The organism is Rhodopirellula maiorica SM1, from assembly GCF_000346295.1.
Lineage (GTDB): Bacteria > Planctomycetota > Planctomycetia > Pirellulales > Pirellulaceae > Novipirellula > Novipirellula maiorica.
In genome coordinates this window covers 1-14,453 of the sequence record NZ_ANOG01000896.1, presented here as the reverse complement: position 1 = coordinate 14,453, position 14,453 = coordinate 1, and the positions used below count along the sequence as shown (strand labels likewise).

Sequence of the window (14,453 nt, the reverse complement as noted above, 5' to 3'; positions counted from 1 at the left end):
CCCCGCCGAATCACCTCCAGCGCAAGCACAGACGCCTGAACCCGCAGCCACAGCCGAGCGAGCGGATGCCGAGGGCGAACCACAGCGAGAGAAAACGAAGAAGAATCAAAAGAAGGAACAGAAGAAAGCCACCGCCAAGATGGTGAAACAAGGACTGCGTTGGTTAGTGTCAGCCCAACATTCCGACGGTGGCTGGGGCGGCGGCAGCCATGCTCAGCAGCAGATCCTTGACCCTGCGAAATTTCCCTCCGACCCCGCCACTACTGCGTTTGCCGCATCGGCGTTGATGCGTGCCGGGCACACTCCCACCGAAGGCAAGTATCGCGACAGCGTGGTCAAAGCGATGCGTTATTTGGTCAAAGCCGTCGAGAACGCGGATCCCAACGCCGATCGCATCACGTCGATCGAAGGCACTCAGCCGCAACGCAAACTAGGACAGATGATCGACACGGCAATGACGGCCCAGTTTTTGACACGCGTCTCGGAGGTGCTACCAAAGAACGACCGCTGGCACAAACGCGTCGAGTCCGCATTGGCCTCGTGTCTCGAACGAATCCAACGTACTCAATCCAAAGATGGCAGTTGGAACACCGGCGGCGGATGGGCTCCGGTGCTACAATCCGCATTGAGCTGCAATTCGCTGGAATTCGCCAAGGCACTGGGCAAAAACGTTGATACCAAGAAGCTTGAAAAGGCTCAGCAATATCAAAAACAAAACGTGAATGCCACGACTGGAACCGCTTCGTCCGGCGCAGCGGCCGGCGTTGAACTGTACGCCTTTTCCGGAGGATTGCGCGGCAACGCCGCCGATGCTGCTCAAGCTGCGGAAACAATCGCAGAGGCCAAGAAAGAGGGCAAGCTTGAGGCGGATGCAATTGCCACCGAAGAGAACTTACGAATCGCCGGCCAAGATGCTCAGAAAGCCAAACTGCTCGGCGATGCGGTTGTCCAGAATCAAGCTCAACTGAGACGACTCGACGACGAACGGTTGCTGTCGGGGTTCGGCAACAACGGCGGCGAAGAGTTTTTGAGCTACTTGATGACCAGCGAATCATTGGTTATCGCCGGAGGTGATGCGTGGCAGAAATGGAATTCCAAGATGATCGACCGACTCGCTAAAGTCCAGAATCCCGATGGCAGCTGGAACGGGCATCACTGCATCACCAGTCCCGTGTTCTGCACCGCTGCGGCGCTGCAAGTGATCACGACACACAACGACATCAAACTACTGAAACGGATCGCGTCCGCAAAGTAAACGACGTTTGTTGAGTTCACCATCCACCAGGATGCTGAAAACGTTGGCGACATCCTGGTGATGAGGTTCGATACCGCAGAGGAATTTGGCTGATGAATTTTCGATCCTCCCGACGTCGCTTTCTGGCGGCCGGCTTGGCAACCACCGGCTACTTGGCCCTCAACGTGCCACTGTTTGCCGCCGATCACGAGATAACGCAAACGCAAAGTCAGTCGCTGATCGACAACCTTGTAAATTTTCTTCGGCAACAGCAATCGGCCAACGGAGCTTGGAAAAGCCGAACCTACGCCCTGCTGAAAAGCGGCCAAGCATTAACACCGTTTGTGCTGTCGGCTTTGCTCGGTGCGAATCCTAAGATCGCCGATACTGCGATGGCAGAGAAAGCCATCGCGTGGATGCGGGGCAAAATCAGGGGTGGCGCACTCGGCGTTGCCGACCCCGATGTTTTGGAATATCCGGTGTTTGCAAGCGGTTTTGCGTTACGCTGTTTCCAGGATTGCTCTGGCGACAAAGAAACGATCGTTTCACTGCGCGTTTTTTGACGCAGCAACAATTCACCGAGTCGCGTGGATTCCCAAAGTCGCATCTGGCGTACGGTGGTTGGGGGTTCGGCGGCGTGCAGCCCGCAGGACAGACGGGACACATGGATTTATCGCACACGCGTTGGGCGTTGGCAGCATTGAACCATCGCCCCCGACATAGTGCGGCATCCGATCACATGCCGGCTACCGAACGAAGTCAACTCGACCTAACCAATGCCAACGCTCAGCACTTTCTTCGCCTACTGCAAAAGCATCCGTCCGAAACGCGGCCTCAGCCAGAAACGGGAGATGTCGGTGGCGAACAAAAGTTCGATCAGTTGGCAATCGATGACGGTGGCTTTTATTTTTCGCCGATCATCCTGGCCGCGAACAAGGGACGCATCGAACGGAAAGCCGGTCGGACTTTCTTTCGCAGCTATGCCACTGCGACGTGTGATGGCGTGATCGCTCTGCTCGCGTCGGGCGTGGACATGAACGACGAACGCGTTGTTGCAGCGCGAGTTTGGCTGAAACAACACGGCGACTGGGAATATCCCTACGGCATTCCTCGCGATTATCCTGAACCCTGGGGCGAAGCCGTCTATTTCTACCACCAAGCTGTCCGAGCCGAAGCCTATTGGCGGCTCGGGATCGGCGGCGACTGGGCAGAGCAACTCATTGAACGTTTACAGCGTCATCAGAGATCCGACGGCAGCATCATCAATCAACAAAGTGGATTGATGAAAGAGAACGATCCGCTGATGTGCTCCGCATTGGCTTTGATCGCTGCCCATTACGCGAATCGGCAAATCAATGACGTAGCGTAATCTGACAAGCCGGATCGCAGCGGAGCCGAGATCCGGCATGGAGGAAAAAGAGGTTAGGCGAAGCGAAAGCTGCGTTGAATCGGACTGCAACGAAAGACTTCACAAATTTCGTTGCGAGAATGTTATTGCCGAATCTGCATCGCTGCCGCGACTTGATCCGGCCTACTTGTATCCGGCCGACTCGGACTATTGGCCCTCAATGTACTTTAGCTGAATGTCGGTCTTGGGAAGTTTTTGCTTCAGCTTATCGACGCCTTCTTGAGTTACCGCAGTACGAGTCACTTTCAGATCCTCGAGCGACGTCAGCCCTTCCAAGTGAACCAGTCCGGCGTCACTGATTTGAGTCGACCCCAAATGCAAGAATGTCAAGTTCGTTAGGTCGCTCAGGTAAGGCATACCGGCATCCGTCAGCCGCGTATTATCCAGATTCAGTGATTCGAGCGATGTCAGCCCCTTCAGTGGCTCGACCCCCGCATCCGAAATATTGACTCGCCACACATTTAGCTTTTTGAGTTTGGTCAGCTCACTCAGCGGCTGCATTGCATCATCAAACAGTTGAGCACACTCACTGATGTCCAACTCTTCGAGATTCTTGATTTTTGGAAGCTCGGCCATTCCCATTGCATCAATTTGGTTTTTCGCCAATCGAAGCTTTTTCAGGTTTGGAAAATTCGCCAGGATGGCAATGGCATCGTTACCAATCGTGGTTTCGGCCATGTACAGTTCTTGTAAGTTTTCCAGCCCCGTCAATTCCTCGAGCCCGACTTCGCTGATCCACAGGAAATCGATCGCCAACACTTTCAAGTTTCCAAATTTGGCGACATGCTGCATTCCGTCGTCATCGACCGAGCAATCCCCACTTTTTCCAGACAACCGTAGTGCTTTCAATCGTGAAAGTGGCGTCAGATTGGCCAGTCCCGCGTTCCCGATTTTGCAATCACGCAGATCCACGTTCTCTAGAGTCGCGACTTCGGCAAGTGTTTTCAGTCCCTCGTCGCTGATCGCCGTGCCGCCCAGCAAGACCGAACGCACGCGTTTTAAAGGTTTAAGCAACGCGAGCTGGGAATCATCAACCGACGTGCCGCGGAAATCGACCTCCACAATCGCTCCGTCAGCATCCTTTTTCAGCTTGGCCGATGTTGCCTCGATCGCAGCAACCGCATCGGGATCGTCGGTGACAGTGGGTTGGACTTTTGCGGCGGCGGTCGACGGAACGGGATCCGCCGGTTCTTGCTTCGAATCGCAGCCGGCGCTAAACACAAAGCAGCTACCAAGAACCAGGGATGCAAACGTGAAAGATGTAATTCGCATGAATCAAATTTGGTGGGTAAAAAGTGGGATAGGCTTCCAGCCTGTCATCGTTTCGGCATCCAGGCTGTCATTCGAGTCAGCCAGCTAACCGGTCAACAAACTCGTATTTCCGCTAACAGCATAAACCGGCTGGAGGACCGAGCGTAGCAGAGCACAAGAAAATAGCACGCGTCATGCAGGGGGTAGGACGTTGCCCAGGTATCAAGGGTGCATGAACTCGCGTAATCATAGCAGACACAAGGACGAACGTTTAGAATACAGCTCTGGCGTTGTCCCCCTATCTTCGACAAAGGCTTACTTATGCGTTCTCGCACTTGTGTCGCGATTGTTTTGCTGACAGCTCTTCTGGTCAATGGAACGACCCACAATTCGGCGGCCTGGGCGGAATCGCCGACTGCCTCGACGGTCGTCACCACGTCTGCAGTGAAGTGGTTTGAGCAAAACCAAGACGATTTCCTCACTCTATATCGTTGGCTGCACCAACACCCCGAGCTCTCGTTTGAGGAAGAGAAGACGGCGGCCAAGTTGGCGGCGATCTGGAAGGAACTCGGTTTCGAAATGACCACCGGCGTGGGAGGGCACGGGATCGTGGGAGTCATGCACAATGGCAACGGCCCGGTCGTAATGATTCGCACGGATTTGGACGCGTTACCAGTGACCGAACAGACCCCGGTTCCGTTTGCCTCGACCGTACAAGCGACGCGTGAAGACGGCAGCAGCACTGGCGTGATGCATGCCTGTGGTCACGATATTCACATGACCAATGTGACCACGGTGGGACGTTACATGAGCGAACATCGAGATCAGTGGTCGGGAACGCTGATGATGATCGGTCAACCCGCCGAAGAGCTCGGCGAAGGAGCGAAGGCGATGTTAGGAGATGGCTTGTTTGAGAGGTTCCCGAAGCCCGATTACGCAATTGCCATCCACGTCAGCGCAGACAAGCCCACGGGCGCGATCAGCGTCACACCCGGCTACTCGTTAGCGAACGTCGACAGCGTTGACATCACAGTCAAGGGACGTGGCGGTCACGGATCGGCACCGCATTCGACAATCGACCCGATCGTTCAAGCGGCTGATTTGGTTTTGTCGCTGCAGATGATCGTCAGTCGCGAAGTCAAGCCGATCGAGCCTGCGGTGGTGACCGTTGGTTCCATTCACGGTGGAACGAAACACAATGTGATTGGCAACGAATGCAAGCTGCAATTGACGGTGCGAAGTTACAGCGAAGAAGTTCGACAACAAGTGCTCGCTGCGATTCGTCGACGGGCATTGGCAGTGGCGTTGGCGCACAACGCGGAAGAACCCGATGTGCTGATCAGTCAAGGAACCCCTTCGCTGCGAAACGATGACGAGTTGACATCGCGAATGACAAAACTGTTTGCGGATGTGTTAGGCGAAGACAAGATGATTCCAGGCGAACAATCGATGGGAGGCGAGGACTTTAGCCGCTATGGGATCGCCGGAGTCCCAATTTTGATGTACTCGGTCGGCTCAGTCAGCCAAAATAGACTCGATCGATTCGAGCAGCTTGGTATCCCCGCACCGTCGCTGCATTCGGGAGTCTACTATCCAGATGCACCCGAAACGCTGAAGACCGCTTTTGCGACGATGACCGCATCACTGTTGGACCTAATGAAGCCGTAGGCCGTAAGTCTTGCCAACGGTTTCCCTTGCTCCGACGAATCCGAGCTTCAAACGTAGTGGATTTCGCCAGAAATCCGAGGCTCAAATCATGTCCAGGGACTTCTGGCGAAGTCCACTACGGGTCAAATTAGACGTAGTTGATTTCGCCAGAAATCCGGGGCGCAAATAATCTTCAGGACTTCTGGCGAAGTCCACTACGGCGAAGTCCAACACGGGGGATCCTAAATTTTTGGCTGCGTGGACCTAGTCCTCGGGTCGTTCGCCGGCGGGTGCCATCTTGACCAATTTGGGATCAAACCGAGCAACCGTATCCACCAGATCTTGTTGTGATGCCATTACTTGATCAATGTCCTTGTAAGCCATCGGAACTTCGTCTAATCCCGCCGACATCAACGTCACGCCACGTTTGGCTAAAAACGGCTTCACGTCTTTCCAATTGAATTGACGTTTCGCTGCCGTTCGGCTCATCTTTCGACCGGCGCCATGCGACGCACTTCGCAGCGACGTCTCGACACCTTTGCCGCGTACAACGTAGCCCGGTGCCCCCATTGACCCCGGAATGATCCCCAACACGCCGGCACCCGCAGGCGTAGCTCCCTTGCGATGGACGATCAACGATTCGCCCCCGTGGTTTTCTTTCCAAGCGAAATTGTGGTGGTTTTCGATATCCAATATCACATCGACGCCAAGATGCTTAGCGATCGCTTTGTGAATGCAGGCATGATTTGCTGCGGCATATTCGCCCATCAAATTCATCGCCGCCCAGTACTCGGCACCCGGATCGGAATCAAGGTCTAACCATGCGAGGTTGACTAATTCTCGAGGCAGCTCGGGATGCAGTTGCTTGGCCACGCGGCTGTAGTAGTCGCAAACTGCTGCCCCCGTACCTCGTGACCCACTGTGGCTGAGTAGCGCCAAGTACTGGCCGGATTGCAGACCAAGATCGTCATCGGGAAGCGTCAGAATTCCGAATTCGACAAAGTGATTTCCACTTCCGCTGGTCCCTAATTGCTTCCATGCCTTGTCACGGTTGTTCTTCGTGATATGCGAGACGCTCCAATCGGCATCCATCACCTCATGCTCACGAGGCTTGCGAAACCGAGCACCGATACCAAACTGCGTTTCTCGTTCGATCGCCCCCCGCAACCGGTCTTGCTGTTTCTCCAGCGCGGTCGTCGGCAAATCTAACACCGTCATTTTCATCCGGCATGCGATATCCACCCCGACGGCATACGGAATAACACAGTCTTTGGTGGCCAATACACCGCCGATCGGCAATCCGTATCCTTGATGCGCATCGGGCATTAGCGCCCCGCTGACCGAGATCGGTAATTGACACGCGTGGGCCATTTGCTGGACAGCCGTCAGTTCCAGATCATCGCCCCATTGTCGCCAAGGCGCCGGTTGCTCGCGTCCAACGTAACGTGCTTGAGCGGCGAACACTCCCGTCAACTCTGCCGCCAATTTCCCCCAAATTTCATGTTCCAAGAACGACTTGGGCGACTCGACCACTTTTGCGACCGCGGCACGAAGAACCGCGTGCTGCAGCCCCGACTCCGCAGCCGCCTTGATCGTTTCCTTGGCAATTTGCATCGCCGAACCTTTGGGAACGCCGAGGTTACTCAGTTCGCGTGTTTTCATTTGGATAATCTCGTTGTCTTCCAGGTCAGATTCCGCCGTTGCCCTACCGCTCGACCGGATCAACAGCCCCCTACGAATCTAGACAACGAACAGGCTGGTAGGCTCGCTTTCTTTTTATCAAAAAACAAAATGGCGTGCTGTTTTTGCCGCACGACGAACGGAGGTTGTGTACGTCCATGCCATCCACTTTCGTAGTGGAACTCACCAGAGTTCCTATCACTCCAACGGCAAAGCTGGGAATTCTGGCGAATCCCACTACTCGAATAATTCCCATTGGGTGCAAAAGTCGATCGCATTGAGCTCGCAACGTCGACTCAACCACGCGTGAGGTCTTTGTTGCGACGACACGGAACCACAAACCGTCCATCACGGATTAACATAGACTGCTCAGCCACTGAAGATTTTTCACTCGCGAAATTGCCCTACCAAGAACACCATGAATTCAACTTCCCATCACAACGCGACGACGAATTTTACGCCGCGTTTACGATCCTTTTACGCCGTGTTGGTCGCGTTCGCTACATTCTCCGCCGTCTCGCACGGTGGCGTTACGGCTGCGTCCGATGAACGTCCTAACTTGTTGATCGTGCTGGCGGATGACATGGGCTATGGCGATCTCGGTTACAACGGCAGCCAACATCTGCTGACGCCGCATCTTGATTCGCTCGCGAAATCAGGCGTCTTTTGTCGTCAAGCGTACGTCACCAGCTCGGTTTGTTCGCCATCGCGTGCCGGACTGTTAACTGGACGCGATCCTCGTCGATTTGGGTACGAGTCAAATTTGAATCAATCCGCTGCCGCCTACGGAACACGCCCCGAGTTGTTGGGGTTGCCGCCGAGCGAACTCACATTGGGGGATCAACTTCGCTCCGCTGGTTACGCCACCGCCTTGATTGGCAAGTGGCATTTGGGTAGCCACGAGGTTCATCATCCCAACGCTCGCGGTTTTGACCATTTTTGTGGCATGTTGGTCGGAAGCCATCATTACTTTCCCACACCTGAAAAACACCAACTGCAGCGAAACGGAGAACCACTCCGAGAGTTTTCCAGTCCTTATCTGACCGATTTTTTTACCGACGAGGCACTAGGCTGGATCAAAACTCAGGATGAATCCACTGAGTCGAAACCGTGGATGTTGATGTTGTCCTACAACGCACCTCACACGCCAATGCAGGCGACCGACCAAGATCTGGCAAAGTTCGCTCACATCCGCGATCCGAAACGACGCACCTACGCTGCGATGATGTACGCGTTGGATCGCGGCGTTGGACGTGTACGTTCTTACCTGAAAGAAAGCGGTCAGCTTGACGATACCTTGATCGTTTTCTTTTCGGACAACGGCGGTGCTACCAACAATGCCAGCTGGAATGGCCCGTTCTCGGGTGTCAAAGGCTGTTTGCGAGAAGGGGGCGATTCGGGTGCCGATGATTTGGTCTTGGCCTGGGCAGTTGCCGGCCGGCAAACAGACTGACACGGTGATCTCGAGCCTGGATGTGTTGCCCACGTTCATGGCGGCGGCTGGTGCGGATTTATTGCCACTGAAACCAGCTCCATCACATGAAGACAAACGCAATCGTCGTCGCGCCGAGGCAAAATACGGAGCCTACGACGGTATCAACTTGTTGCCACATTTACGTGGAGAATCAGATGCGGCTGCGCGCACGCTGTTTTGGCGACTGCAAGGTCAAACAGCGGTTCGCGACGGCGAGGACAAACTGATTACGCTGTCGCATCGTCCTGCTCAACTATTTCAAGTCGACTCCGATCTTGCCGAAGCCGACGACCGTTCGCGTGCCGAGCGTTCACGTGCGGAACAGCTCTACCAAATATTGGGGGAATGGGAAGCATCTCTGGCAACAGTGCCGCTGTGGGGATCCTCGCCAACATGGAATGCTGAAAGTGCAAAACACTATGATCAGTGGGGTGTCAGAACGGAACCTCGATGATGGCGTGATGGCTGTCATCGGCAGAGGTGAAGCCAATCGGATCGTGGCATGCAGAGCCTGCTTACGGTGGGGTCAGTTCGCGGCGCTGGACCCAACCTCGCAATTGGTAACCCGCAATCCGCCAACGTCGAAAACACCAACGCGAAACGAGATAGACGGTAACGCCGCCAAACGCGTGACGAATGAATAGGTCAAACCAACGGACTTGCATGACGGATAGTCCATCGGCAACGATCGACATGTAGGCCGCTTCTGCAAACCAAGAAGACATCACCGACAGCACCAACAACGCGATGGCCCATCGGTGTCGACTCAGTCCGCTAAGGGCAGCTGCCCACAGCAACAACAGACTTGCTGTGATATCGACGACCAGATAAATCATCATGACCAAATCATTTGGTGGATAGTAAGTCATGACCCCGTCGCCGAGTTGTGTTTCAAACAGTTTACGCATGCCTTGGTATAAAGCCATCAACAACGCCACTAAGAGCGTCAGAACAACAAAACCCGCGATGCTCCAGCGTTGATTCGGTGGCGACGAAGACTCGCTTGGTAACGGGTCATCCATTGCGTCAAACAAGTGAAACTGCAAAAGCCGCCCCGGAATACGCATTCCAAGCACATACAGCGGGATCACGATCAGATGGAATGCCAGCGTTATGGCAACGATCGACCACCATCGCGTGCCAAACATCTCCCACATTTCGTTTTGCAAGTACGGGTACAGATTTAACACCGCATAGCTGAATACCAGTATCGTGAAACCTTTCCAAGGCGATCGCTGGGGCACGGGCCACTGCCACCAAACCGCAATTTGTAGTGCTACCACACTGGTGAGGCTGGTGAAAATCGCGGTCAATCCCGTCGCCAGCAAATAAGTGAGCGAGTTGGATGAGGCCACGCTATAGAAGAACGAAGAATTCAATGTCGCCGCGACTGCGTGCGTTGCCCACCAAACAGCAAGCATCATCGCGACCGTCGTGACAAAGTAACGACGACGCTTCCGCTCTCGATATCGGAGTTTGATTTCTGTGTCGAATGCTTCCTGATCAAAACTATTCATCCGTCTCAGCCTAACACAAACAAAAGCCACGAAGGGGTCGATCACCTCTGCTTCCGGCACAAAGCCGAACAACCTCGGGCGCACTCACGCTGGTACGCAAGTTGCACCGGTGTCATCCTCTGGCCGTTCGCGAGAGCTTCATTGACATATTGCACCTTCGTATTGTCGATGTCGCGCCGCAACGGGATTTATTGAATTAGGCACGTAGCAGTCCTTGGGCGTATTAGCCGTTTTGGTACTAGCTAGAGCTCCGATGCTCAACCGCGGCTAGCGTTCAATTAGCCACCGGAATTTCATCCAAAAATTCCTGCCAACCTGCTTTAGCTATTTAGAGGATCGACTGCTTTGAATTACTCTACCGAAAAAACAACGCAAGCCGTTAATAAAACCATGCAGGCCGTTGTGTATGACGACTACGGCGACGCCAACGTGTTGCATTCAACAAGTCTTCCCATACCCAACCGGCTTCCTGGTCAAGTTTTGATCAAGGTGTTGGCGTCGAGCGTCAATCCGATCGACTATCGGCTTCGCAGCGGAGAAATGAAAGGGTTGCTGCCGGGCGGATTTCCACGAATCCCAGGCTACGATGTCGCTGGCGTGATTGCCGATTGTGCCGACGACGCCCCCTTTTCGCCGGGTGACCGAGTGATCGCGTTTCTCGATCATGCCCGTGGTGGCGCGCTGGCGGATTACGCTGTCTGTGCGATCGACGTTACCGCGAAGATCCCCGACACGATGACGATCGAAGAAGCCGCCGCAATCCCGTTGGCAGGCACCACAGCACTACAATCGTTGCGAGATCATGGCAACATGGAACCGGGCGACCGGGTGCTGATCAATGGTGCAAGCGGAGGAGTCGGAATGTTCGCGGTCCAAATTGCCAAGGCATTCGGATGCCACGTCGACGCGGTAGCCAGTGGCGACAACGAAGCGTTTTGCATGTCAATCGGAGCCGATCATTTCTACGACTACGAAAAGGTCGACTTTACCGAATCGAGTGAAAGCTGGGACTTGATCTTTGATGCCGCAGGCAAATCAGGCTATTTCGAATCACGCGACGTGCTCAACCCCGGCGGCCGGTATGTGTCGACCGAGCCGGACGTCAAAGGCATGCTGATGACGCTTGTCACGTGGCCTCTGTCAAAATCGGGGACGGTGATGCTGGCAAAAACCTCCGGCGATGATCTTCGTGAACTGATCAAATTGTACGAGCAGGGAAAATTGAGCATCACGATCGATAGCTGTTACGACTTTGCCAACGCCGCAGCAGCTCATCGACGCGTTGAAGACGGAGTCGATCAAGGCAAAGTCGTGCTCGTTAATGAACGCAACACGGATCTGTGATCCGTGTCTTACCGTCTCTCGATCCGTAGCGAACTTATTCTGCTTCGGCTCGATGGATGAATTTGCAAAATCGGCTGAGCTCATCGTTAGCCGCCTTGTCCTCGTGAAGGAAGGCAAGGTTTTCGGAATCAAATTTCTCGAAAAACATCTCCCACGAAATGGTCGACAAACGATCGTTACGCGAGCCGTGTGGAAAATCAATTCTTAATAAACCGACCGATTCACTGTCGTCGGCGGTTTGTTCTACGGTCGCGGGGACTCCGCCGCGGTCTTCGACCCATTTGCGAATCGTATTGTGATCAGTGGTGGTATTCGCCATTTTGACATCCCTTTTTGATTTTCAGAATACTGATGATTCTTGGTTCAATCATGCAAATCGCTTGCCAAAGGCACATTGATTGCTTCGTTCTCTAAAACAACGGATAACGAAAAATTCGCTCGACGCAATCGTTACATCGATCCACAAATGGCGCGCAGAGTGAGACGCGGAAGGGAACGCCGATTAATCGTGAATACGACCGACACCACCGTTGCCCGGGGGGATCAACATGCGAGTGATAGTTTTTTTCCAACGAATCATGGCCCACATCCGATACTTCCAATCGAGTGTGAATCGAGATGAGGTTGATGTTCACATCGACCAAGAAGAAATCGAGTTCATTGGCGGTCCGTATGACGGATTGCTACAACCCTGCTCGCAGGTCGATAAAGTACCTCGATCTGTCTGGTTGGCGTTCAGCACCGCAACGCTGCGTTTTATTGGAGGCGATCGAACGGCGGCGGCATCGGATGTGCGCAGTGCGGCACTGTATCGACTGGATCGTCGTGGTGGTAAACCACGCTATCGGTTCGTCGGACAACAAATTCTCGAAGGTGGCAGCCTCGCATAGAACTTGCCGATCAGCTTTCTATCGCTGGTCGGGTGTTGCTCACCCGGCCATCGCTTCCACCGTTCCCTGATCCTACGCAGCATTCTTTCCACGCTGATGACAAAAAATAACGCACAACGATGATCGTTGTGCGTTTTCAAGTTTTGCAAGGGAGTAGATCAATTACTGTTTGATTACCCGATCGCCAACTTACTCAACTTCTTCGATGGCATCGGTGTCATCGAGTTCTTCGAGCCGATCGGCTTTCTCCTCACCTTGATTCTCGATTTGATCCGCCTTGTTCTCGCCACGTTCTTCGAGCTGATCAGCCTTCGTTTCGCCACGCTCTTCGATGGCATCCGCTCGTTCTTCGGCGTTATCTTCAACCGCTGGCTTGGCGGCCTCATAGCGGTCGCGAATGTTTTCTGCCTTTTGTTGGCTTTGTTCACGAATCGACTCAGCCGTTGCTTGCGTGTCGTCACGCACATCCGACGCATACTCTTGAGTCGTGTCGCGGACGGCGTCGGCTTGCTCGTCGTACACGCTGTCGTTACATCCGGCGGCTGCCAAACAAACTGACAATGCCAATGTGGAAATTGCAAGTTTCATCGTTCTAGTTCCTAAGCTTATTGAGGGTGGGGCTATTCTCTGAACATCAAATGGCAAGTCCTCATCGCGTCGGCACCCATTGCAACCAAACACGCCTTGACTCACCACAGCGATGCCATTGACGCAAGCGGCGTGCCATATTTTAAATTTCTGAGTTCGCTCTCAATTTTCACCATCCAAACCACGTTTCGTCCCGAACGTGGTCGCAAAGCGATTGCTCTGGCCGCTAATCTGCCAATACTTGCCCCTGACGCGGATGTGCGAGACGCATCGCGGTGCAGTAACATTGGCGGTGCAGTAACATTGGCGGTGCAGCAACATTGGTTGTTCAAGATTGCTTCAGATAGGCGTCACGAAAACCCGAAGCGGCCATCGGCGCGGCGGCTTCGAAACCACCATCGACGGTCCAACGTGATCCGGTCACGAATCCACTCTTTTCGCTTGCCAAGAACTCAATCACGGCACCGACTTCGTCCGGATAGCCTGGCCGCCGAACCGGAATCGCGGGACGCGTAGAATTGGCAATATCCTCAGGCCCCATATCGTTCATCGGTGTCGCAATCTCGCCCGGTGCGACTGAATTGACAGTGACGTTCAGCGGTGACAGGTCCAGCGCCAAACACTTCACCATCCCGCCCAACGCATGTTTGGTCATCGTGTAAAGCGTATCACTCGGATTTGCGATCACTTCATGCACGCTAGTAACAACAATGATTCGTCCAGGGGTTTCACGAGGCGGCCCCGTTAATCCGTTTGGCAACAAATACTTGAGGCTACGCTGGATTGCCATCATCGCACCAAAGGCGTTAACGTTGAAAATTTTGTAGGTGGTTTCCAGATCGAGATCCGGCATTTTTTGCTTAACCATCATGCCGGCGTTACTCACCATCACATCGAGCCCGCCCAACTCACCCGCCATTTCATCCACGCATGGGTTGGCGGATTCGGGGTCCGACAAATCGAGCTGTTTGACGACACAGCGGCGTCCCAGCGATTCGATTTCGTCCGCGGTTTGTCTCGCCTCGTCATCGCCGCTTAAATATGTGATCGCGACATCGTAGCCGGCGCGTGCCAAAACGATTGCCGTGGAACGCCCAATTCCAGTACTGCCACCTGTAACAATCGCTTTTCGTGGATTCATAGTTTTGCTAACTCGTTTTGGTGAGAGAGGGTACGTTCAAGTGTGATCGAACAGATGGGTTTTGATGCTTTCGATATGCAGCCGCGCTTCGTTATCAGATGAAGCGTTTTCCACTGCCAGTTCAGGATTCAGCCGCAGAAACCGACTTCCCCCCCGCCATTAAATCTCTTCGTCGACAAAGATGATATGACGAAAATAGTGCTGCGACTCAAAACTTGCCCCCAAGGCACCGATCAACAAACTCAGTGACGCGGCAAAAAAAGCCATGTGAGGCCGATC

14 protein-coding genes are annotated in these 14,453 nt (G+C 53.9%); 8 read left to right on the top strand and 6 right to left on the bottom strand.

Annotated features, from left to right (window positions below):
• The 3 genes from RMSM_RS28485 to RMSM_RS28475 form a co-directional block, all read left to right on the top strand.
• Window positions 1–1,255 (top strand): prenyltransferase/squalene oxidase repeat-containing protein (locus RMSM_RS28485; protein WP_040769811.1); only part of this gene is annotated, 1,255 nt, incomplete at its 5' end.
• Window positions 1,256–1,347: 92 nt separating this feature from the next.
• Complete coding sequence (locus RMSM_RS28480) at window positions 1,348–1,797, top strand: hypothetical protein (RefSeq protein WP_008705412.1); 450 nt, start codon at window positions 1,348–1,350, stop codon at window positions 1,795–1,797.
• Entirely contained in the window at window positions 1,794–2,603 is an 810-nt protein-coding gene (locus tag RMSM_RS28475) for a hypothetical protein (protein ID WP_008705410.1), read from the top strand. Before RMSM_RS28480 ends, RMSM_RS28475 begins: the two co-directional genes overlap by 4 nt.
• Window positions 2,604–2,789: 186 nt before the next feature.
• On the opposite strand, the gene RMSM_RS28470 is transcribed toward RMSM_RS28475, so the two are convergent.
• Complete coding sequence (locus tag RMSM_RS28470; protein WP_144058035.1) at window positions 2,790–3,914, bottom strand: leucine-rich repeat domain-containing protein; 1,125 nt, start codon at window positions 3,912–3,914, stop codon at window positions 2,790–2,792.
• Window positions 3,915–4,214: 300 nt separating this feature from the next.
• Here RMSM_RS28470 and RMSM_RS28465 point away from each other — a divergent pair, with 300 nt between their 5' ends.
• A complete protein-coding gene (locus tag RMSM_RS28465) occupies window positions 4,215–5,561 on the top strand; it encodes a M20 metallopeptidase family protein (protein ID WP_008705405.1) in 1,347 nt (448 codons plus the stop codon).
• Window positions 5,562–5,804: 243 nt separating this feature from the next.
• On the opposite strand, the gene RMSM_RS28460 is transcribed toward RMSM_RS28465, so the two are convergent.
• Window positions 5,805–7,202, bottom strand: a complete 1,398-nt coding sequence (locus RMSM_RS28460; protein WP_008705403.1) for an RtcB family protein — start codon at window positions 7,200–7,202, stop codon at window positions 5,805–5,807.
• Between the two features lie 436 nt (window positions 7,203–7,638).
• On the opposite strand from RMSM_RS28460, the gene RMSM_RS28455 reads away from it, so the two are divergent.
• Both RMSM_RS28455 and RMSM_RS43075 read left to right on the top strand, forming a co-directional pair.
• The gene (locus tag RMSM_RS28455) at window positions 7,639–8,673 is read left to right on the top strand and encodes a sulfatase-like hydrolase/transferase (protein WP_008705399.1); all 1,035 of its coding nucleotides are present in this window, start codon (window positions 7,639–7,641) and stop codon (window positions 8,671–8,673) included.
• Window positions 8,627–9,148: an alkaline phosphatase family protein gene (locus RMSM_RS43075; RefSeq protein WP_236622339.1), complete on the top strand. Its 522-nt coding sequence runs from the start codon at window positions 8,627–8,629 to the stop codon at window positions 9,146–9,148. Before RMSM_RS28455 ends, RMSM_RS43075 begins: the two co-directional genes overlap by 47 nt.
• A 61-nt stretch (window positions 9,149–9,209) precedes the next feature.
• Here RMSM_RS43075 and RMSM_RS28450 read toward each other — a convergent pair whose 3' ends face one another.
• The gene (locus RMSM_RS28450; protein ID WP_040769809.1) at window positions 9,210–10,211 is read right to left on the bottom strand and encodes a hypothetical protein; all 1,002 of its coding nucleotides are present in this window, start codon (window positions 10,209–10,211) and stop codon (window positions 9,210–9,212) included.
• Between the two features lie 390 nt (window positions 10,212–10,601).
• Between RMSM_RS28450 and RMSM_RS28445 the strand changes: the two genes are divergently transcribed.
• Window positions 10,602–11,555: an NAD(P)-dependent alcohol dehydrogenase gene (locus RMSM_RS28445; RefSeq protein ID WP_052031848.1), complete on the top strand. Its 954-nt coding sequence runs from the start codon at window positions 10,602–10,604 to the stop codon at window positions 11,553–11,555.
• 34 nt (window positions 11,556–11,589) lie between these two features.
• Here the strand turns inward: RMSM_RS28445 and RMSM_RS28440 are convergent, their stop codons facing one another.
• Window positions 11,590–11,874 (bottom strand): hypothetical protein, encoded by a 285-nt coding sequence (locus RMSM_RS28440; RefSeq protein ID WP_008705391.1) that lies wholly within the window; start codon window positions 11,872–11,874, stop codon window positions 11,590–11,592.
• 259 nt (window positions 11,875–12,133) lie between these two features.
• Between RMSM_RS28440 and RMSM_RS28435 the strand changes: the two genes are divergently transcribed.
• Window positions 12,134–12,445: a hypothetical protein gene (locus RMSM_RS28435; protein ID WP_008705389.1), complete on the top strand. Its 312-nt coding sequence runs from the start codon at window positions 12,134–12,136 to the stop codon at window positions 12,443–12,445.
• 189 nt (window positions 12,446–12,634) lie between these two features.
• On the opposite strand, the gene RMSM_RS28430 is transcribed toward RMSM_RS28435, so the two are convergent.
• Window positions 12,635–13,033: a hypothetical protein gene (locus tag RMSM_RS28430; protein WP_008705387.1), complete on the bottom strand. Its 399-nt coding sequence runs from the start codon at window positions 13,031–13,033 to the stop codon at window positions 12,635–12,637.
• Window positions 13,034–13,361: 328 nt separating this feature from the next.
• Window positions 13,362–14,174, bottom strand: coding sequence for an SDR family oxidoreductase (locus RMSM_RS28425; protein ID WP_008705385.1), 813 nt, complete (start codon window positions 14,172–14,174; stop codon window positions 13,362–13,364).
• Window positions 14,175–14,453 lie beyond the last annotated feature (279 nt).